This is a genomic window from Micromonospora sp. NPDC051141 (genome assembly GCF_044455765.1).
Classification (GTDB): Bacteria; Actinomycetota; Actinomycetes; order Mycobacteriales; family Micromonosporaceae; genus Micromonospora.
Map to the genome: position 1 here is coordinate 249,211 of NZ_JBITFD010000010.1, position 17,056 is coordinate 266,266.

Genomic DNA, 17,056 nt, shown 5'->3' on the forward strand with positions numbered 1-17,056 from the left:
GGCGGTGGGAGTTACAGTTCGGCATGCCCCACGGATGGCGAGCCGCCCGGTGACGGCGGCTAGGCAGGGCCCCGAGCCGCCGGTCGAGGACGATCTCGCGACGCGGTTCCGCGACGGCGACGAGGCTGCCCTGCGCGAGGCGTACGACAGATACGGCCGAGCGGTGCTGCACCTGGCCACCACGACGCTGGTCAACCGCAGTGACGCCGAGGACGTGACGCAGGCGACGTTCGTCGCCGCCTGGCTCGGCCGGGAGACGTTCGACCCGGCGAAGGGATCGCTGATCGGCTGGCTGCTCGGCATCGGGCGACGCAAGGTGGTCGACCGGATCCGCGCCGCGGCCCGGGAGACCCGGGTGGTCGAGACGGTGAAGCAACTGCCCGAGCCGGTGGACACCGGCCCCGACCCGGACACGGTGGTCGACCGGCTGGTGGTCGCCGACGAGCTGGCCCGGCTCCCCGACGAGCAACGGCGGATGCTGGAGCTGGCGTTCTACGACGACCTGACACACCAGCAGATCTCGACCGTGACAGGAGTGCCGCTCGGCACGGTCAAGAGCCACATCCGGCGCGGCATGCAGAGCCTGAAACGCAGATGGGAGGTGGACGGTGCAGCACCTGGACCACGACCGGCTGGTCTTTCTGGCGCTCGGTGAGAGCGAGGCGGCCGACGGAGAATCCACCCATCTCGTCGCCTGCGGGCACTGCCGGGGCGAGCTGGAGACGCTCCGGCACGTCGCCGGGCTCGGCGCCGGCACCCAGGGCCTGACCGAGCTGCCCGACCCGCCGGAGCACGTCTGGCAGGGCATCGTCACCGAGATCCGGGCCGCCGAGGAACTGCCCACGTTGAACGGTCGCCGGCCGCCGCGTACCGGCGATCCGGCCGACCTCGGCGACCGGTCGACGACCGTCGCCCGCCCACGCCGTGGCCGCCGCTGGCAGAGGTGGGCGAGCACCGCGGTCACCGCCACTGCCGCCGCGGTGATCGGCGTGGCGGGCACCGTCGCGGTGCTCGGCACCGGCGGTGACGATCCGGCGCCGCAGCCGACGGTGTTGGCCAGCGCGCCGCTGGCCGCGTTCGGCGCGACGCCGAAGGACGCCTCGGGCGACGCCCGGGTGCTCGGGGACAACCAATTGCATCTGCACGTGGCGAATCTCCCGAGCGTTCCGGGGTACTACGAGGTCTGGCTGATCGATCCGAAGACGATGGAGATGTTCTCGGTGGGCACGTTGAGCAACGGATCGGGAGACGCGTTGCTGCCGATCCCCCGCAACGTCGACCTGAGCACCTTCACCGTCGTCGACATCAGCGCCGAGCAGTACGACAACAACACCCGCCACTCCGGCGACAGCCTGTTGAGGGGCACCCTGACGGGCTGATCGGCGGGCCGGCTCAGCTCCCCGGCCCGCCGATCAGCTCCCTACGGCGCGACGCACGCTCCGCCCGAGCGGACGGATGACGCGCAGATACACGGAAAGAGTGGCCATTCCGCGAAGGATGGCCACTCTTTCCGTGTATCTGCGCCCTGCGAGCCCGGGGGTGCCACGAGGCGCCCCCGGGGAACGCCGGGTCACTTGCGCTTGCGGATCTCCTCGGCGGCCTGCGGGACGATCTTGAACAGGTCGCCGACCACGCCGTAGTCGGCCAGCTCGAAGATCGGCGCCTCGCCGTCCTTGTTCACCGCGACGATGGTCTTCGACGTCTGCATGCCGGCCCGGTGCTGGATCGCGCCGGAGATGCCGAGCGCGACGTAGAGCTGCGGGGAGACCGTCTTGCCGGTCTGGCCGACCTGGAACTGGTGCGGGTAGAAGCCGGAGTCGACCGCCGCGCGGGACGCGCCGACCGCGCCGCCGAGCAGGTCGGCCAGCTCCTCCACCAGCTTGAAGTTGTCGGCGTTGCCGACGCCGCGACCGCCGGAGACGACGATCGACGCCTCGGTCAGCTCGGGGCGGGAGCCCTTCTGCTCGGCGACCCGCTCGACGACCTTCGCCAGCTTGTCCGCGTCGGTGACCGACACGGTGAGCTGCTCGACGGCCGGGGTGGCCGCGGCCGGGGTCGGGTTGAGCGAGTTCGGCCGGACGGTGACCAGCGGCAGGCCCTTGGTGACCTTGGACTTGACGATGGTGGAGCCGGCGAACGCGACCTGGGTGGCGGTGCCGTCGGCATCCAGGGCGACCACGTCGGTCAGGATGCCGTTGTCCAGCTTGACCGCCAGGCGGGCGGCGATCTCCTTGCCCTCCTGCGACGAGGCGAGCAGCACGGCGGCCGGCTGCACCCGCTTGACCAGCTCGGCGACCACGGTGGCCTTCGGGGCCACCAGGAAGCCGTCGATCTCCTCGCCCTCGGCGGCGTAGATCTTCTCCGCGCCGTACTCGCCCAGCTTGGCGCTCAGCGCCTCGGCGGCGCCGGCGCCGCCGAGCACGACCGCGCTCGGGGTGCCCAGCTCGCGGGCGAGGGTGAGCATCTCCAGGGTGACCTTCTTGACGCCGAATTCCTTCGTGGCTTCGACGACGACGAGAACCTCAGACATGTCCAGACCTCTCACACGAACTTCTCGGTGGCGAGGAACTCGACCAGCTTGACGCCGCCCTCGCCCTCGTCGGTGATCTTCTCGCCGCCGGAGCGCGGCGGGCGCTTGGTGTGCTCCAGCACGGCGCTGGTGGCGCCGTCGAGGCCCACCTCGGCCGGGGCCACGCCCAGGTCGCCCAGGGAGAGCGTCTGCACCGGCTTCTTCTTCGCGGCCATGATGCCCTTGAAGGACGGGTAGCGCGGCTCGTTGATGGTGTCCCAGACAGAGACCACGGCCGGCGTCGAGGCGGTGACCACCTCGTACCCCTCCTCGGTCTGCCGCTCGGCGGTCAGCGTCGAGCCGTCGACGGTGAGCTTGCGCGCGCCGGTCAGGGCGGCCACGCCCAGCCGCTCGGCGATCATGTGCGGCATGACCTGGACCCGACCGTCGGTGGACTCGGCGCCGCAGATGACCAGGTCGGCGTTGAGCTGCCCGAGGGCGGCGGCGAGCACCTTCGAGGTGGCCACCGCGCAGGAGCCGTGCAGCGCGTCGTCGACGACGTGGACGGCCTTGTCCGGCCCCATGGAGAGCGCCTTGCGGATCGACTCGGTCGCCCGGTCCGGACCCATGGTCAGGATGGTGACCTCACCGCCGTGCGCTTCCTTGATCTTCAACGCCTCTTCGATGGCGTACTCGTCCATCTCGTTGATGACGTTGTTCGCCGAGCCGCGGTCGACGGTGTTGTCGTCAGGACGCAGGTTGCGGTCCGCGCCCGAATCGGGCACCTGCTTGACGAGTACGACGATGTTCATCGCGCTTCGACGACCCTCCTGTTTGGTGTAGCGATCACTCGCCCGGTCACGGGCGCAGCCTGCCGCGTGACTTAACGCTCGGTCAACCGCAGGCCGCTGTGCACTTGCCCACGGGGCAATGTTACCCGCAAGTAGCATCGACTCCCCGGGAGCCCGGAGTGACGCAACTCACCGTAACCCGTGGTGGTCACGCCGCCTCGGTCAGCGCCACCCGGATCTTGTCGATGGCCGCCGCCTCGGCCGGCGCCACGCCCCGGTGCGCCGCCGCCACCCGGTCCGCCGCCGCCAGCACCACCGACCGGTACGCCTCGACGTCGCCCGGTGACTTGGCGCGCAGGATCTCCACCGCCCGGCCCAGCGCGGGCAGCACCACCGACTCGATCTCCAGCGCGGAGTCGCGGGGCAACTGCGGCAGCGGGCCGGTGGTGAGCGCCTCCTTGACCACGCCGCCGACGTCGGCCAGCGCACCGGAGGCGGCGATGCTCTCGCGCACCATGCCCAGCACCCCGGGCACCGCGTTGGAGACCAGGAACACCGCCCCGAACGCGCCGGTCTTCAGGGTGAGCTGCTCGTCCTCCGTCAACCGGTCCATGATCACGGAGTGTAGACGTACGGCGTGGTGGTGGTGACCGCAACGAGCCCCAGCCGCTCCAGGATGGGCCGACTGTCCGGCGAGCAGTCCACCTGCACCAACGTCCGGCCGCGCTGTTGCGCCAGCCGCGCCCGGTACGCCACCAGCGCCCGGTACACGCCCTTCCGACGCCACTGCGGCAGCGTCGAGCCGCCCCAGAGACTGGCGAACCCGGTGCCGGCCTGGTAGCGGATCCAGCCGGCGCTGATCACCGTCTCCCCCGCCTCCGCCACCACGATCGTGATCGACTGCGGGTCCGCCTCGATCTCCCGGGCCAGCCCGGTCACCAGGTGCCCCCGGTCGTCGTGCCAGACCTCCTCCTCCATGGCGGCGATCCGCTCCAGGTCGGCGCGGCCGGTGACCTCGCGCAGGCGTACCCCCTCGGGGAGGACCGGGACGGCGGCGGCCAGCGGCGCCACCGGGCCGACCACGACGGTCTCCTCGTCCTCCGGGACGAAGCCGGCGGCGCGCAACCGGTCGCCCAGGTCGGCCGGCTCGTCGTGGCCGGCGAGCTTCCACTCGACCGCCTCGCCGCGGGCCCGGAACAGCTCGACCTGCCGGGCGATCAACGCGTCCAGTCCGGCGCCGGCCAGGCCGTCGAGCGTCCGGTAGGTGAGGAAGCCACGCTGGTCCAGCCCGAGCACGCGGAACAGCGGGCCGTCCCGCTCGATGGTCACCCCGGCGGGCACCGGGTCCGGCAGCTCCGGACGGACCTGCGTGTCGTAGGCGTCGCGCAGGGCGCGGGCGTCAAGATCGGTCATCCCCTCAGGCTAGGCCGGTGGCAAAGCGGATAATCGGTGCCGTGTGGGAGTCGATCAAGCGCTGGTTCGACCCGCGGGAACTGCGTTCGGTCGGCAGCACGCCGGACTACCGCTTCTCGCTGGCCAACGAACGGACGTTCCTGGCCTGGCTGCGGACCGGGCTGGCGCTGGTCGCGGGCGGGCTGGCCGCCGCGCAGTTCCTCCCGCCGCTCCCGCTGGCCCACCTGCGCGAGGTGCTCGCCGTCGGGCTGCTGCTGCTCGGCGCCACCGTGTCGATCCGGGCGGTGGACCACTGGGCCCGCACCGAACGCGCCATCCGGCTGGGCGAGGAACTGCCGGCGTCCCGCTTCCCCGCCGTGCTGGCGCTGATCGTCGCGGTCGGCGCGCTGCTGCTGGTCGCCGCCGTCCTCCTCCGGGGCACCGCGTGAACGAACGCACCGAGCGAAGCGAGGGCCGTGAGGGCACGCCCAGCCGGCATCGCGTGAACGAACGCACCGAGCGAAGCGAGGGCCGTGAGGGCACGCCCAGCCAGCACCGCGTGAACGAACGCACCGAGCGAAGCGAGGGCCGTGAGGGCACGCCCAGCCGGCACCGCCCGGTGAAGGCCGACGCCGGTCTCCCGGTCGAACGCACCCGGCTGGCCTGGCGGCGGACGCTGCTCACGCTGACCGTCGTGCTGCTGCTCCAGCTCCGGCCGGCGTTCACCGGCCGGGTCCGGGACGCGGTGCCGGCCGGGGCGGCGGTCGCGGTCTGGCTGGCCGTGCTGGTGGTCGACTGGCGGCGCGCCACCGGCGCCGGCCCGCGCCGGCTCGGCCGCCTGTCCGTGCCGCTGACCGCGCTCGGCGCCGCCGCGTTGGCCCTGCTCGGCGTGGCGCACGTGCTCGGCCGGGTGCACTGACCCCGCCGGGTGGGCCATCATGGGGCATGGCCCGCCTCTACGTACTGCTCTTCCTGATCCAGGTCGTGCTCGCCGTCTGCGCGCTGATCAGCTGCCTCTCCGCCGAGGAGGGTCAGGTCAGGGCGCTGCCCCGGATGATCTGGGTGCTGGTCATCCTGTTCTTCCCGGTGGTCGGCTCGATCGCCTGGTTCGTGGCCGGTCGCGAGCGCCCGACCGGCCCGGCCGGCGGCACCGGGTTCGGGGGGCCCGCCGCGCCGGCCCGTCGACCGGTCGCGCCGGACGACGACCCCGACTTCCTCGCGTCGCTCGACAAGCGCTCCCGCGACGAGGACCAGGACCGCCTCCGCCGCTGGGAGGAGGACCTGCGTCGCCGGGAGGCGGAGCTGCGGGACCGCCCCGACGACCGGGACCGCCCGGAGGTCTGACCCGCCGCGCGCCGCCGCCGGTCACCCGGCGGCGGCGGTCAGGGTCGTGGTCAGGCCAGGTTCGACGAGCGGGGGTACGCGTCCGCCGGGTCGGTCAGCACGTTGACCAGGTACGGCACGCCGGCGTCGAACGCGCGACCCAGCGCCGGGCCGAGGTCGGCGGCCTTCTCCACCGTCTCGCCCGCGCCGCCGAGCGCCTCGACCACCTTGTCGTAGCGCAGGCCGGGCTGGAGGTCGGCAGCCACGTCGTAGCCGTACATGGCGCGCATCGGGTGCTTCTCCAGCCCCCAGATGCCGTTGTTGCCGACCACGATCACCACCGGCAGCTTCTGCCGGGCCAGCGACTCCACGTCCATCAGCGAGAAGCCGGCCGCGCCGTCGCCCATCAGCACGCAGATCTGGCGGTCCGGGTGGCTGACCCGGGCGCCCATCGCGTAGCCCAGGCCGGTGCCGAGGCAGCCGTACGGGCCGGGGTCGAGCCAGGTGCCGGGCTGCGCGGGTTCCAGGTACTTCCCGGCGTACGAGACGAAGTCGCCGCCGTCGCCGATGGTGATGGCGTCCGGGGCGAGCACCCTGCGCAGCTCGCCGTAGACCCGGGCCGGCCGGATCGGGTCGGTCTCGGCGCCCATCTCCTCGGCGTCGCGCGCCTTCGCCGCGTCCTCGGCGGTGCGCAGCTCGGCGATCCAGTCGGCGTGCTCAGCCCGGTCGCCGCGGTGCTCGGCGAACCCGCCGAGGATCAGTCGCAGGTCACCGGCGGGCGCGGCGGCCGGCTGCACGTGCCCGGCGCGCTGGCTGGGCGCGTCCACCACGTGCACCACCTTCGCGTCGCCGAAGTCGCCGAAGGAGAGCCGGAAGTCCAGCGGCGTGCCGATGACCACGACCACGTCGGCGCCCTTCAGCGCGACCCGGCGGGCCTTGGCGAACGCCAGCGGGTGGGTCGGCGGCAGCGCGCCCCGACCCATGCCGTTGGTGAAGACCGGCACCTGCAACGCCTCGGCGGCGGCGCGCAGCGTGTCGACCGCGTCGCCGGCGTACACGTCGGAGCCGGCGATGATCACTGGCCGGGACGCGCCGGCGATCAGGCCGGCCGCCTTCGCCACCTCGTCCGGGTCGGGCTCGATCGGTGCGGGCGGGGTGACCGCCGGCAGGTCGGCGTCGCCGACCGAGAAGACCGCCTCCAGCGGGAAGTCCAGGAAGACCGGGCCCCGGTGCGGGGTGAGCGCGGTGGTCAGCGCCGCCGACACCGCGCGCGGGATGTCGTCGGCGCTGAACACCGTCTCGGCGTGCTTGGTCACCGGCGCGACCAGCGGGAGGTGGTCCATCTCCTGGAGGCTGCCGGAGCCCCAGCGGAACTGCGGGGCCCGCCCACCCAGCACCAGCACCGGCGAGGCGTTGAAGAACGCGCTGGTCAGGCCGGAGACGCCGTTGGTGACGCCGGGGCCGGCGGTGAGCACGGCCAGGCCGGGGCGACGCTGGAGCTTGGCCACCGCCTCGGCGGCGAACACGGCGGACTGCTCGTGCCGCACGTCGTAGAGCGGAAAGCCGGACTTGTGCGCGGCGTCGTAGAGCGGGAAGACGTGGCCGCCGGAGAGCGTGAACATCTCCCGTACGCCGTGCGCCCGCAGCGCCGCCAGCGCCAGCTCGCCGCCGTGCCCCTCGACGTGTTCCGTCATGCCACTCCCCTTCGTCGCGCGACCCGGAGTCACACGCTACTGGCCGGTAGACCGGATGTGAACAACCCTCGCGTCAGCGGCCGGTGAAGCCCGGCTTGCGCTTCTCCACGAACGCGGCCATGCCCTCGCGCCGGTCGTCGGTGGCGAACAGCGCCGCGAAGAGCTGGCTCTCCCAGGCCAGACCGGAGGTGAGGTCCATGTCCAGACCGCCGTCGACCGCCACCTTCGCCGCCCGCAGCGCCTGCACCGGCCCGGTCAGGAACGGCTTCACGTACGCCACCGCGGCGTCGTACACCTCGGCGGCCGGCACCACCCGGTCGGCCAGGCCGATGCGCAGCGCCTCGTCGGCGTCGACCATCCGGCCCGTCATGATCAGATCCTTGGCGCGGGCCGGGCCGACCAACCGGGCCAGCCGCTGGGTGCCACCGGCGCCCGGGATGACGCCGAGCTTGATCTCCGGCTGGCCGAGCTTGGCGTCGGTGGCCACGATCCGCCAGTCGCAGGCCAGCGCCAGCTCGCACCCGCCGCCGAGCGCGTACCCGGTGATCGCGGCGACCACCGGCTTCGGGATGCGCGCGATCGCGCCCAACGCGCTGGACAGGTCGGCCGCCCGCTCCGCCATGTCCACGTAGGACATGTCGGCCATCTCCTTGATGTCCGCGCCGGCCGCGAAGACCTTCTCGCCGCCGTACACGATGACGGCGCGGACCTCGGCGGCGGCGGTGGCCGCCGTGGCGGCGGCGCGCAACTCCTCCTGCACCTGGGTGTTGAGCGCGTTCATCGGTGGCCGCTCCAGCCGGATGGTCCCGATGCCGTCCTTCACTTCCAGCCTGACGAACTCGCCCACGCCGCCCTCACTTCCTCGTCGAAGTAGCGTGCCAACCTTACGACCCACGTCGTTGGGGTAGACAGTGCGGTAGCCGCCGGACACCGGGAGTGAGGTCATGACCACCTACTACGACGACCGGTCGGTCCGGGTCACGTCCACCGCGCTGCGGGTGGACGAGCACAGCTACCCGCTGGCCGAGCTGACCATGGTGTGGCACCGCCGGGGCGACCGCTCCTGGCGGGTGCTGGCCGGGCGCGGCGCGATCGGCGCGGCGCTCGCCGGGCCGCTGGTGGCCGCGCTGCTGGGCATCGCGCTGGCGGTCTGGCTGCACCGCTCGCTCACCGTCACCATCGCCATCGTCGGGGCCTCCGTGCTGGTCGGCCTCGCGGTCGGGCCGCTCGCCGACGTGCTCTTCGAACACCTGGACCGCTCGTACGTGCGGGGCAGCCGCGAGCTGGAGATGTGGGCCACCTGGCGGGGCCGGCCGGTGCGGCTGCTGCACACCCGCGACGCGCTGCGCTTCGGCCAGATCTACCGGGCGGTGCAGCGGGCCATGGAGCGCGCGCCCGCGGGCCCCGGCACCGGCCCCGGCACCGCTCAGAACGTGATCGGGTCGTCCGGCACCAGGCCCAGCCCGCGCAGCAGGCCGTAGGTGTCCTGCTCGCCCCAGAACTCGACGATCCGGCCGCCGGCCAACCGGTACATCTTGCAGGCGCTCTGCACCGCGGTCGCCCCGGTCGCGTCCCGCCGGTAGGTCTGCGCCATCGACACCACCACCCGGTCACCGGCCGCGAAGATCTCCACGATCTCCTGGTCGAGCACGGTCAGGCCGGGCGAGGAGACGGCGGCCTCGGGCCAGCGCCGGCCGCGTACCGCCGTGCCGGAGCCGTAGACCGCCACGTCCTCGTCGACCACCTCGGCCAGCTCGGCCAGGTCCTTGGTGACGAACGTCCGCAGGTAACGCCGGACCACCTCCACGTTGCGCGCCCGCTCGTCCCGATCCGTCATGCCCGGCACGCTAGCCTCACCGGGCCACCCTCCCTCTTGATCCACTCCACTTCGCCGAGGTGGCGTGAACGGACCCGCTCCGATACCGCCACTTCGCCGAGATGGAGTCGATCTAGCGGAACACGCAGCAGCACGGGTGGCGCACGGATGGTTAGGCTTATTTATGACCCTCTATTACCGGGACGACGCGGTACAGGTCACCTCGCAGACCATCCACGCCGGCGGGCAGGTCGTCGCGCTCGCCGACATCACGTACGTCTGGCACGCCCGCGGCACCACCACGATGGCGGTCCGGGGCCGGGTCCTGGGCCGGGGCGTGCTGGTCCTGCTGCTGTCGCTGCCGCCGCTGGTGGCGCTGGTCTGCGTGCTGTCGCTGGCCTGGGCCGCGCAGGACCGGGGCGACTGGAAGCTCGCCCTGATCATCCTGGCCGCGTTCGTGGTGGTGGGGCTCGTGCTCACCCCGTTCCTGGAGGTGCCGCTGGGCTGGCTGGACCGCTCCTACGAGCGGGGCAACCGGGTGCACGAGCTGTGGGTGCAGGTCCACGGTCGGGAGACGATGCTGGTCCGCACGCCCGACGCGCTACGGTTCGGGCAGATCTACCGGGCCGTGCAGCGCGCCGTCGAGCAGCAGGGAGACCGACGATGACCCACCGTCGCGGCGAGGCCGTCGCGCTCGCCGGGCTGCTCGCCGCCGCGGGCGTCACCCACTTCGCCCGCCCCGGCTTCTACGACCCGATCGTGCCGCGCGTCCTGCCCGGGCCGGCCCGCTTCTGGACGTACGCCTCGGGGGTCGCGGAGCTGGCCGTGGCGGCGGCGGTGGCGCATCCGGCCACCCGACGACGGGGTGGGCTGGCCGCGGCGGCGCTGTTCGTCGCGGTGCTGCCGGCCAACGCGCAGATGGCCTGGGACTGGCGCCGGCGCCGGCCGGTGAGGCGGGCGGTCGCCTACGGCCGGGTGCCGATGCAGGCGCCGCTGATCTGGTGGGCGCTACGGGTGGCCCGGCCGAATCGCTGATCCCTGCCCCGGCTCAGGTCAGCGGCAGCGTGGTGGCGATCGGCCAGGCGAGCACCACCGCACCGACCGTCGCCGGCAGCCACCACGGCGCGTCGCGCCGGCGCAGCACCCCGGCCCACGCCGCCTGCCAGGCGACCAGCGCCGCGAAGAGCGGCACCACCAGCAGCACGAACCCGGGCGCGAGGCCGGTCACCGCCGCTGCGGCCAGGACCACCACCGCGAGCCCGCCGACCGCCGCGTAGGCCATGCCCCGGCCCTCGGTGACCAACTCGGCGCCGAGCAGAAAGGCCAGGCAGCAGAGCGTCACCAGGGGCAGCAGCCACCAACGGGCGCCGACCGGTGCCGTCGACGTGAACCCCAGGTGCAGCGGCAACGCGACGGCGAGCACCGCGTACCCGAGAAGCACCGCCGCCACTCCGGCGGCGCGCGTCGGCCGGCGGGCGTGGCCGGCCGGCGGCCGACGGGGCCGGAACCTCCGGTGCGCCGCAACCAGCAACACCCCGGTGAACAGCAGGAACACGGCCACGTGCCCGCCGACCGCGAGCGGCAGCCGGTCGGTCGGCAACGGCGCGGCGAGGACCGCGCCGAGCCCGGCAGCCGGCACCGCCACCGCGAGCCACCGACCCGGCCGGGAGCGTGGTCCGCCGGCCGACGCGGCGGGCGGCGGGCCGCGCAGCAGCAGCGAGGCCAGCGGTACGAAGCCGAGCCCAAGGCCGAGCAGAAGCAGCCCACCACCGGCCAGGCGGGTCAGCGGGGCCGGCGGCGGGCCGCCGGGGCGACCCGGGATCGCGGCCAGCGTCGCGGCGTGGGTACGCGGCGCGAAGAGCACCGAGATGTGCTCGGTGCCGGGTGCCACCACCCGCTCCCGCGCTCCCGGTGGCCCGCCGGCCGCCGCCGCTTCGGCCGCCCGGCGGAAGTCGGGAAACTCCAGCCCGCCCACCACCACGGTGAGGCGGCCCGCCCAGCCGGGCGGCACCTCGCCCGCGTCGGGCAGCGAGATCGCCACGGTCCGGGTGATCTCCGGGTGGTCGACCGCGTATCGGGTGACCGCCCCGGCGCCCATCGAGTGGCCGACCAGGACGATCCGGTCCGGGTCGACGTCCGGCCGACTTCGCAGCCAGGCCAGCGCGACGTCCAGGTCGTGCCGCAGGGCCGCCCGGGCCCGCGCGTCGTCCCGGCCCGCACCGGGCAGCCCGGCGGGGTTGGCGCCGTGCCCGGCGAAGTCGAGCAGCACCGCGACCGCGCCGTGCCGGGCCACCGAGTCGGCCAGTGGTCGCATCAGCCGGGCGGAGCCGGCGAACCCGTGCGCGATCACCACCCCCGGTCGACGGTCGCCGCCCGTCCCGGACTGGCGAACCTCGGTGAGCGGCACCCCGGCGACGGTGGCCCGCCGTGTGTTCAGGCCGGCGTCCGCACGGACCAGCAACAGCGTGCCGAGCACGGCGGCGAGCAGGGCGAACGCGCCGAGCACGAGGAGTCGCCGGGGGGCCGAGCCGGGGGCGGGCATGCCGGCACCCTACGCGGCACGCCCGCGCCGCGGGAGAGCCAGCGTTACGCACCGGATGCCTCGTCGCCTGCGTGCCACCTGACACGTGCACCGCCCGTCGGCCGCCGAGCGTCGCTGGCCGGCGCGACGCACACTGGTCATCATGGCGATCCCACTTCCCCGGCCCGGCGCCGTCGTCGGCCTCACCCGCTCCGCCCTGGACCAGGCGCTCGGCTCGGCCGCCGCGTTCGCCGGCGTGCCCGCCCGCGCCTTCGCCGTGCTCGACGAGGTGGAGGCGCTGGTGCGGCGGATCAACGGGGTGGTCGACCGGATCGAGGGCACGCTCGACCGCACCGACCGGGTGCTCACCGACGCCGAGGGGGCGGTGCGTGAGGTGGCCGTGATCAGCGCCGCCGCCACCACCGCGATCGAGACCGCGACCGAGGTGGCCGCCGCGGCGGCGGTGGTGGTCGGTGAGGCGGAGCGCGTCTCGGCCGCCGCCGCCACGGTGGTCGGCGAGGCGGACCGGGTGGCGCGGGCCGCCGCCGGGGTGGTGGCCGAGGCGGACACGGTGGCGACCCGGGCCGCCGGCACGGTGGCCACCGCCGAGCAGGCCGCCGGCACCGCGACCGAGCTGCTGGCCGCGTACGAGGCGACGCTGCGCCGGGCCGCGCCGATGGCGGCCCGCTTCGTCGAGCAGCTCAGCCCGGAGGAGGTGACCGCCGCGATCCGGCTCGTCGACGAGCTGCCGAAGCTGAAAGAGCACCTCACCTCGGACGTGCTGCCGATCCTGGCCACGCTGGACCGGGTCGGCCCGGACCTGCACGACCTGCTGGACGTCACCCGGGACCTGAAACTCGCGGTGGCCGGCATTCCCGGCCTCGCCATGCTCCGCCGCCGCGGCGAGCGCGCCGAGGGTTGAGGCGGGGGCCCCGCCTAACGTTTCCGGTAGAGGCGGGGGCCCCGCCTAACACCGCCGGTTGAGCGGGGCCCCCGCCTGACAACGCCTTCGCGGGCGGCGGGGGCCCACGCTCAACGGCGGGCGTACAGCGCGTCGATCTCGTCTCGGTGCGGCAGCGCCACCGAGGCGCCGAGCCTGCGGACGCAGGCCGCCCCGGCCGCCGCCGCCCAGCGCACCGCCTCGGCCAGGTCACGCCCCTCGCCCCAGGCCACCGCCAGCGCGGCGGTGAAGGCGTCCCCGGCAGCGGTGGAGTCGACCACGTCCACCGGTAGCGCCGGCACGTGCAGCGCCGGACGGTCCCGGTCGACGTACCAGGCGCCGTCGCCGCCGAGCGTGAGCACCGCGCGGGGCACCAGGTCGAGCAGCGCCGCCGGCTCGTCCCGACCGCGGCCGGTCAACGCCTGCGCCTCGGGCTCGTTCACCACCAGCAGGTCGGTCGCGGCCAGCAGCTCGGCCGGCAGGGAGCGGGCCGGCGCCGCGTTGAGCACCACCCGGGTGCCGGCGGACCGGGCCGCCAGCGCCGCCTCGGTCACCGTCTCGACCGGCACCTCAAGCTGCGCGACAAGCACGTCCGCCTCGCGTACGGCGGTCAGCTCGTCCTCGGTCGGCCCGGTGAACGCCTCGTTCGCGCCCGGGGTGACCAGGATCGCGTTCTCCCCCGCGCCGCCGACCATCACCAGGGCGACACCGGACGGGCCGTACGTCACCCGGAGGTGGTTGGTGTCGACGCCGGCCGCGGTGATCCGGGCCCGGAGGGTGACGCCGAACGCGTCCGAGCCGATCGCGCCGAGGAAGACGCAGGACGCGCCGGCGCGGACCGCGGCGACCGCCTGGTTGGCGCCCTTGCCACCGGGCAGCATCACGAAGTCGCTGCCGAGCACCGTCTCCCCCGGCCGGGGCAGCGCGGCGGCGGTGCCGACCAGGTCCATGTTGGCGCTGCCGACGACGGCGATCCGGGTCTGCGGCATGACAGGCTCAGGCAGCCCGGGCGGTCCAGCGGTCGCCGGTCCGCGAGACGACCAGCGGCAGGCCGAAGGTCTTGGACAGGTTGTCGGCGGTGAGCACGTCGGCGAGCAGGCCCTGCGCCACCACGCCGCCCTCGCGCAGCAGCAGCGCGTGGGTGAAGCCGGGCGGGATCTCCTCGACGTGGTGGGTGACCAGCACCATGGCCGGCGCGTCCGGGTCGTACGCCAGCTCGGCGAGCCGGGCCACCAGGTCCTCCCGACCGCCCAGGTCGAGCCCGGCGGCGGGCTCGTCGAGCAGCAGCAGCTCCGGGTCGGTCATCAGGGCGCGGGCGATCTGCACGCGCTTGCGCTCGCCCTCGGAGAGCGTGCCGTAGCCGCGCTCGGCGAGGTGGCCGACGCCGAGCTGGCTCAGCAGCGCGGCGGCCCGCGCCTCGTCGGTGCGGTCGTAGCTCTCCCGCCAGCGGCCGACCACGGACCAGGCCGCGGTCACCACCACGTCGACGACCCGCTCGTCGGCGGGGATCCGCTCGGCGAGGGTGGCGGTGGAGAGGCCGATCCGGGTACGCAGCTCGTTGACGTCGGTGCGGCCGATGCGCTCGCCGAGCACGTGCGCGACACCGCTGCTCGGGTGCAGCCGGCCGGCGGCCAGGTTGAGCAGGGTGGTCTTACCGGCCCCGTTCGGGCCGAGCAGCACCCACCGTTCGTCCAGCTCGACCCGCCAGTCGACGTCGCGCACCAGCGCGGTGCCGGAGCGCGTGACGCCGACCCCGTCGAGGCTGACCACCAGATCCGCGTCCACGGTCGAGGGGGCGGGGGCGCCCACGGCGCCGGGGATCAGGTCACCAGTCACCGCCCCATCCAACCACGCACCCGGCCCGGCGCCCCCCACGGGCGGCGCCGCCGCCATAGGGTGGGGCGCCGTGTCGTTGGTCACCGCCTGAGGAAGGACGACTCATGCCCGACCATTGCCGGGAGGCGGGCGGATGAGCGCGGTCATCGAGATCGCCGGTCTCCGCAAGACGTTCCGCACGCTGCGTCATGGGCGCCGGGTCGCCGTCGACGACTTCCACATGTTGGTCGAGGCGGGCCAGGTGCACGGCTTCCTCGGGCCGAACGGCTCGGGCAAGACGACCACGCTGCGGGCCCTGCTCGGGTTGGTCCGGCCGGATGCCGGCCAGATGCACGTGTTGGGCGCCCGCTCCCCGGAACGGCTGCCGGACGTGGCCGGGCGGGTCGGCGCCATCGTGGAGAGTCCGCAGTTCTTCGGCAACTTCACCGCGCACCGCACGCTGCGGCTGTTGGCGCTCGCCGGCGGCGTGCCCACCGCCCGGGTGGACGAGGTGCTGGAGCAGGTCGGCCTGCGGGACCGGGGCGAGGAGCGGGTCAAGGGCTACTCGCTCGGCATGAAGCAGCGGCTGGCCGTGGCCTCGGCCCTGCTCAAGCGCCCGGAGCTGCTGATCCTCGACGAGCCGGCGAACGGGCTCGACCCGGCCGGCATCCGGGAGATGCGCGACCTGACCCGGTCGCTCGCCGCGTCGGGGGTGACCGTGCTGCTGTCCAGCCACATCCTCGCCGAGATCCAGTTGATCTGTGACCACGTGACGATCGTCAGCCGGGGGCGGCGGGTCGCGTACGGCCGGGTCGACGAGGTGCTCGCCGGTTTCGACCAGCACCAGTGGCGGGTCCGGGTGGCCGAGCCCGAGCCGGCCGCGCTGCTGCTGGGCCGGGCCGGCCTGTCGGTGACCGGGCACGCCGACCAACTGGTGGTGACCGGCGTGGAGGACCCCGAGGTGATCAGCCGCACGCTGGGCGAGCAGGGGATGTGGGTGCGGGAACTGGTCCCGCTCCGCCCCGACCTGGAGAGCGTCTTCCTGGAGCTGACCCGCGGCGACGAGCACGTGACGGTGCCGCGCCAGGTGGACGGCGCGCCGGCGTACGACGGTGTGATCGATCTGGACGTCCGGGGCAGCCGGGAGGTGGACGCGTGAACCTGGTCCGTGCCGAGCTGGAGCGGCTCGCCGCCCGGCGCTTCGTGCAGCTCATGGTGGTGTTGCTGGCGGTCGCGTTCGCGGTGACGGTGGTGACCACGCTGGGCGGCTCGCACCGGCCGACCGAGGTGGAGCTGAGCCGGGCCCAGTCGCAGGCCGCGGACGAGGTGCGCCGGCTGGAGCTGGCGCACGACCGGTGCCTGCGGATCAAGGCGGGCACGCTCACCCCGGACGAGAACGACTACCTGCCGCGCGACTGCGCCCAGATCGACCCGGCGCGGTCCGAGCAGTTGCCGACCGCGTCCGACTACCTCAGTGGCGTGTTCGTCTTCGCCAAGGAGGCGAAGCCGCTGCTCTATTTTCTGATCGCGTTCCTGGCGCTGTTCGGGTTCCTGGTCGGCGCCTCCTACATCGGGGCGGACCTGAACTCCGGCGGCGTGGTCAACCTGCTGCTGTGGCGGCCCCGCCGGCCGACCGTGTTCGCCGCGAAGCTCGGCACGCTGCTGGGTGGCCTGCTCGGGCTCTCCGTGCTGGCGTCGGTGGCGTACCTCGGGGCGTTCTGGCTGACCGGCCAGGCGTCGGGGCTGACCGGCCGGATGAGCGGCGAGTTCTGGGCCGGGCTCGGCGCGGTCTGGGCGCGCGGCATGGTGCTGGTGCTGCTCGCCGCGGCGCTCGGGTTCGCCGTCGCCACGCTGGGCCGGCACACCTCGGCGGCGCTCGGCACGGTGGCCGCGTACGTGGTGGTGTGGGAACTGGGCGCGCGGCTGGTGTTCCAGATCCTCCAGGTCGGCCGCCCGGACCGGTTCATGCTCTCCAGTTACCTGGGCGCGTGGCTCGCCGGCCAGGTGCGGTTCTGGGACGACAACGCGTGCAGCACCGGGATCTCCGGCTTCTGCGACGGCTCCTACACGGTGGGTTGGCCGGCGGGCCTGGTGGTGCTGCTCGGGCTCACCGCCGCGCTGGTGGCCGCCGCGTTCGCGGTGTTCCGCCGCCGTGACCTGATCTGAGCACGTCGGCGCGGCCCGGTCCGGCCGGGCCGCACCGGCAACTCCTTGCAGAGTTCACGAAAAGCGTGAAGGATTCCTTCACATGGCGG

21 protein-coding genes are annotated in these 17,056 nt (G+C 74.0%); 11 read left to right on the plus strand and 10 right to left on the minus strand.

The genetic code is table 11. The features are described 5' to 3' along the window. Positions 1 to 49 precede the first annotated feature (49 nt). Together ACIA6B_RS20505 and ACIA6B_RS20510 are read left to right on the plus strand one after the other, a co-directional pair. Positions 50 to 655 carry an RNA polymerase sigma factor gene (locus ACIA6B_RS20505; RefSeq protein ID WP_281935901.1) on the plus strand — a complete coding sequence of 202 codons (606 nt, stop codon included), beginning with the start codon at positions 50 to 52 and terminating at the stop codon, positions 653 to 655. Then, positions 609 to 1,379, plus strand: coding sequence for an anti-sigma factor (locus ACIA6B_RS20510; RefSeq protein ID WP_396775394.1), 771 nt, complete (start codon positions 609 to 611; stop codon positions 1,377 to 1,379). Before ACIA6B_RS20505 ends, ACIA6B_RS20510 begins: the two co-directional genes overlap by 47 nt. A gap of 191 nt (positions 1,380 to 1,570) precedes the next feature. Here the strand turns inward: ACIA6B_RS20510 and ACIA6B_RS20515 are convergent, their stop codons facing one another. From ACIA6B_RS20515 to ACIA6B_RS20530, 4 genes are all read right to left on the minus strand, one after another. Beyond that, positions 1,571 to 2,530, minus strand: coding sequence for an electron transfer flavoprotein subunit alpha/FixB family protein (locus tag ACIA6B_RS20515; RefSeq protein WP_396775396.1), 960 nt, complete (start codon positions 2,528 to 2,530; stop codon positions 1,571 to 1,573). A gap of 11 nt (positions 2,531 to 2,541) precedes the next feature. After that, the gene (locus tag ACIA6B_RS20520; RefSeq protein WP_107156198.1) at positions 2,542 to 3,321 is read right to left on the minus strand and encodes an electron transfer flavoprotein subunit beta/FixA family protein; all 780 of its coding nucleotides are present in this window, start codon (positions 3,319 to 3,321) and stop codon (positions 2,542 to 2,544) included. 187 nt (positions 3,322 to 3,508) lie between these two features. Next, entirely contained in the window at positions 3,509 to 3,913 is a 405-nt protein-coding gene (locus ACIA6B_RS20525; RefSeq protein ID WP_281935906.1) for a hypothetical protein, read from the minus strand. A 2-nt stretch (positions 3,914 to 3,915) separates the two neighbouring features. Continuing rightward, positions 3,916 to 4,713, minus strand: coding sequence for a GNAT family N-acetyltransferase (locus ACIA6B_RS20530; protein WP_396775399.1), 798 nt, complete (start codon positions 4,711 to 4,713; stop codon positions 3,916 to 3,918). Positions 4,714 to 4,754: 41 nt separating this feature from the next. Between ACIA6B_RS20530 and ACIA6B_RS20535 the strand changes: the two genes are divergently transcribed. The 3 genes from ACIA6B_RS20535 to ACIA6B_RS20545 all read left to right on the plus strand — a co-directional run bounded on the left by ACIA6B_RS20535 (position 4,755) and on the right by ACIA6B_RS20545 (position 6,036). Next, on the plus strand, positions 4,755 to 5,141 hold the full coding sequence (locus ACIA6B_RS20535; RefSeq protein ID WP_396775489.1) for a YidH family protein: 387 nt from the start codon (positions 4,755 to 4,757) through the stop codon (positions 5,139 to 5,141). A 110-nt stretch (positions 5,142 to 5,251) separates the two neighbouring features. After that, the gene (locus ACIA6B_RS20540; RefSeq protein ID WP_396775401.1) at positions 5,252 to 5,611 is read left to right on the plus strand and encodes a DUF202 domain-containing protein; all 360 of its coding nucleotides are present in this window, start codon (positions 5,252 to 5,254) and stop codon (positions 5,609 to 5,611) included. Positions 5,612 to 5,637: 26 nt separating this feature from the next. Continuing rightward, a complete protein-coding gene (locus ACIA6B_RS20545; protein WP_396775403.1) occupies positions 5,638 to 6,036 on the plus strand; it encodes a PLD nuclease N-terminal domain-containing protein in 399 nt (132 codons plus the stop codon). A 50-nt stretch (positions 6,037 to 6,086) separates the two neighbouring features. On the opposite strand, the gene ACIA6B_RS20550 is transcribed toward ACIA6B_RS20545, so the two are convergent. Then, entirely contained in the window at positions 6,087 to 7,709 is a 1,623-nt protein-coding gene (locus ACIA6B_RS20550; protein WP_396775405.1) for an acetolactate synthase, read from the minus strand. 73 nt (positions 7,710 to 7,782) lie between these two features. Beyond that, positions 7,783 to 8,556, minus strand: a complete 774-nt coding sequence (locus tag ACIA6B_RS20555) for an enoyl-CoA hydratase/isomerase family protein (protein ID WP_396775407.1) — start codon at positions 8,554 to 8,556, stop codon at positions 7,783 to 7,785. 97 nt (positions 8,557 to 8,653) lie between these two features. Here ACIA6B_RS20555 and ACIA6B_RS20560 point away from each other — a divergent pair, with 97 nt between their 5' ends. Beyond that, complete coding sequence (locus tag ACIA6B_RS20560; RefSeq protein ID WP_396775409.1) at positions 8,654 to 9,190, plus strand: DUF6232 family protein; 537 nt, start codon at positions 8,654 to 8,656, stop codon at positions 9,188 to 9,190. Here ACIA6B_RS20560 and ACIA6B_RS20565 read toward each other — a convergent pair. Beyond that, positions 9,136 to 9,546, minus strand: a complete 411-nt coding sequence (locus tag ACIA6B_RS20565) for a nuclear transport factor 2 family protein (protein WP_396775410.1) — start codon at positions 9,544 to 9,546, stop codon at positions 9,136 to 9,138. The genes ACIA6B_RS20560 and ACIA6B_RS20565 overlap by 55 nt on opposite strands. 163 nt (positions 9,547 to 9,709) lie before the next feature. On the opposite strand from ACIA6B_RS20565, the gene ACIA6B_RS20570 reads away from it, so the two are divergent. Both ACIA6B_RS20570 and ACIA6B_RS20575 read left to right on the plus strand, forming a co-directional pair. Beyond that, positions 9,710 to 10,192 carry a DUF6232 family protein gene (locus ACIA6B_RS20570; protein WP_281935921.1) on the plus strand — a complete coding sequence of 161 codons (483 nt, stop codon included), beginning with the start codon at positions 9,710 to 9,712 and terminating at the stop codon, positions 10,190 to 10,192. After that, a complete protein-coding gene (locus tag ACIA6B_RS20575; RefSeq protein ID WP_396775412.1) occupies positions 10,189 to 10,560 on the plus strand; it encodes a hypothetical protein in 372 nt (123 codons plus the stop codon). The genes ACIA6B_RS20570 and ACIA6B_RS20575 overlap by 4 nt, the downstream gene beginning before the upstream one ends. A gap of 13 nt (positions 10,561 to 10,573) precedes the next feature. On the opposite strand, the gene ACIA6B_RS20580 is transcribed toward ACIA6B_RS20575, so the two are convergent. Further along, complete coding sequence (locus ACIA6B_RS20580; RefSeq protein WP_396775414.1) at positions 10,574 to 12,067, minus strand: dienelactone hydrolase family protein; 1,494 nt, start codon at positions 12,065 to 12,067, stop codon at positions 10,574 to 10,576. 142 nt (positions 12,068 to 12,209) lie between these two features. On the opposite strand from ACIA6B_RS20580, the gene ACIA6B_RS20585 reads away from it, so the two are divergent. Further along, positions 12,210 to 12,968: a hypothetical protein gene (locus tag ACIA6B_RS20585; RefSeq protein WP_396775416.1), complete on the plus strand. Its 759-nt coding sequence runs from the start codon at positions 12,210 to 12,212 to the stop codon at positions 12,966 to 12,968. A 110-nt stretch (positions 12,969 to 13,078) separates the two neighbouring features. On the opposite strand, the gene ACIA6B_RS20590 is transcribed toward ACIA6B_RS20585, so the two are convergent. Together ACIA6B_RS20590 and ACIA6B_RS20595 are read right to left on the minus strand one after the other, a co-directional pair. Continuing rightward, on the minus strand, positions 13,079 to 13,975 hold the full coding sequence (locus ACIA6B_RS20590; protein WP_396775418.1) for a ribokinase: 897 nt from the start codon (positions 13,973 to 13,975) through the stop codon (positions 13,079 to 13,081). 7 nt (positions 13,976 to 13,982) lie between these two features. Continuing rightward, the gene (locus tag ACIA6B_RS20595; protein WP_357301531.1) at positions 13,983 to 14,879 is read right to left on the minus strand and encodes an ABC transporter ATP-binding protein; all 897 of its coding nucleotides are present in this window, start codon (positions 14,877 to 14,879) and stop codon (positions 13,983 to 13,985) included. A 76-nt stretch (positions 14,880 to 14,955) separates the two neighbouring features. On the opposite strand from ACIA6B_RS20595, the gene ACIA6B_RS20600 reads away from it, so the two are divergent. Both ACIA6B_RS20600 and ACIA6B_RS20605 read left to right on the plus strand, forming a co-directional pair. Then, positions 14,956 to 15,960 (plus strand): ATP-binding cassette domain-containing protein, encoded by a 1,005-nt coding sequence (locus ACIA6B_RS20600; RefSeq protein WP_396775420.1) that lies wholly within the window; start codon positions 14,956 to 14,958, stop codon positions 15,958 to 15,960. Beyond that, the gene (locus ACIA6B_RS20605; protein WP_396775422.1) at positions 15,957 to 16,967 is read left to right on the plus strand and encodes an ABC transporter permease subunit; all 1,011 of its coding nucleotides are present in this window, start codon (positions 15,957 to 15,959) and stop codon (positions 16,965 to 16,967) included. Before ACIA6B_RS20600 ends, ACIA6B_RS20605 begins: the two co-directional genes overlap by 4 nt. Positions 16,968 to 17,056 lie beyond the last annotated feature (89 nt).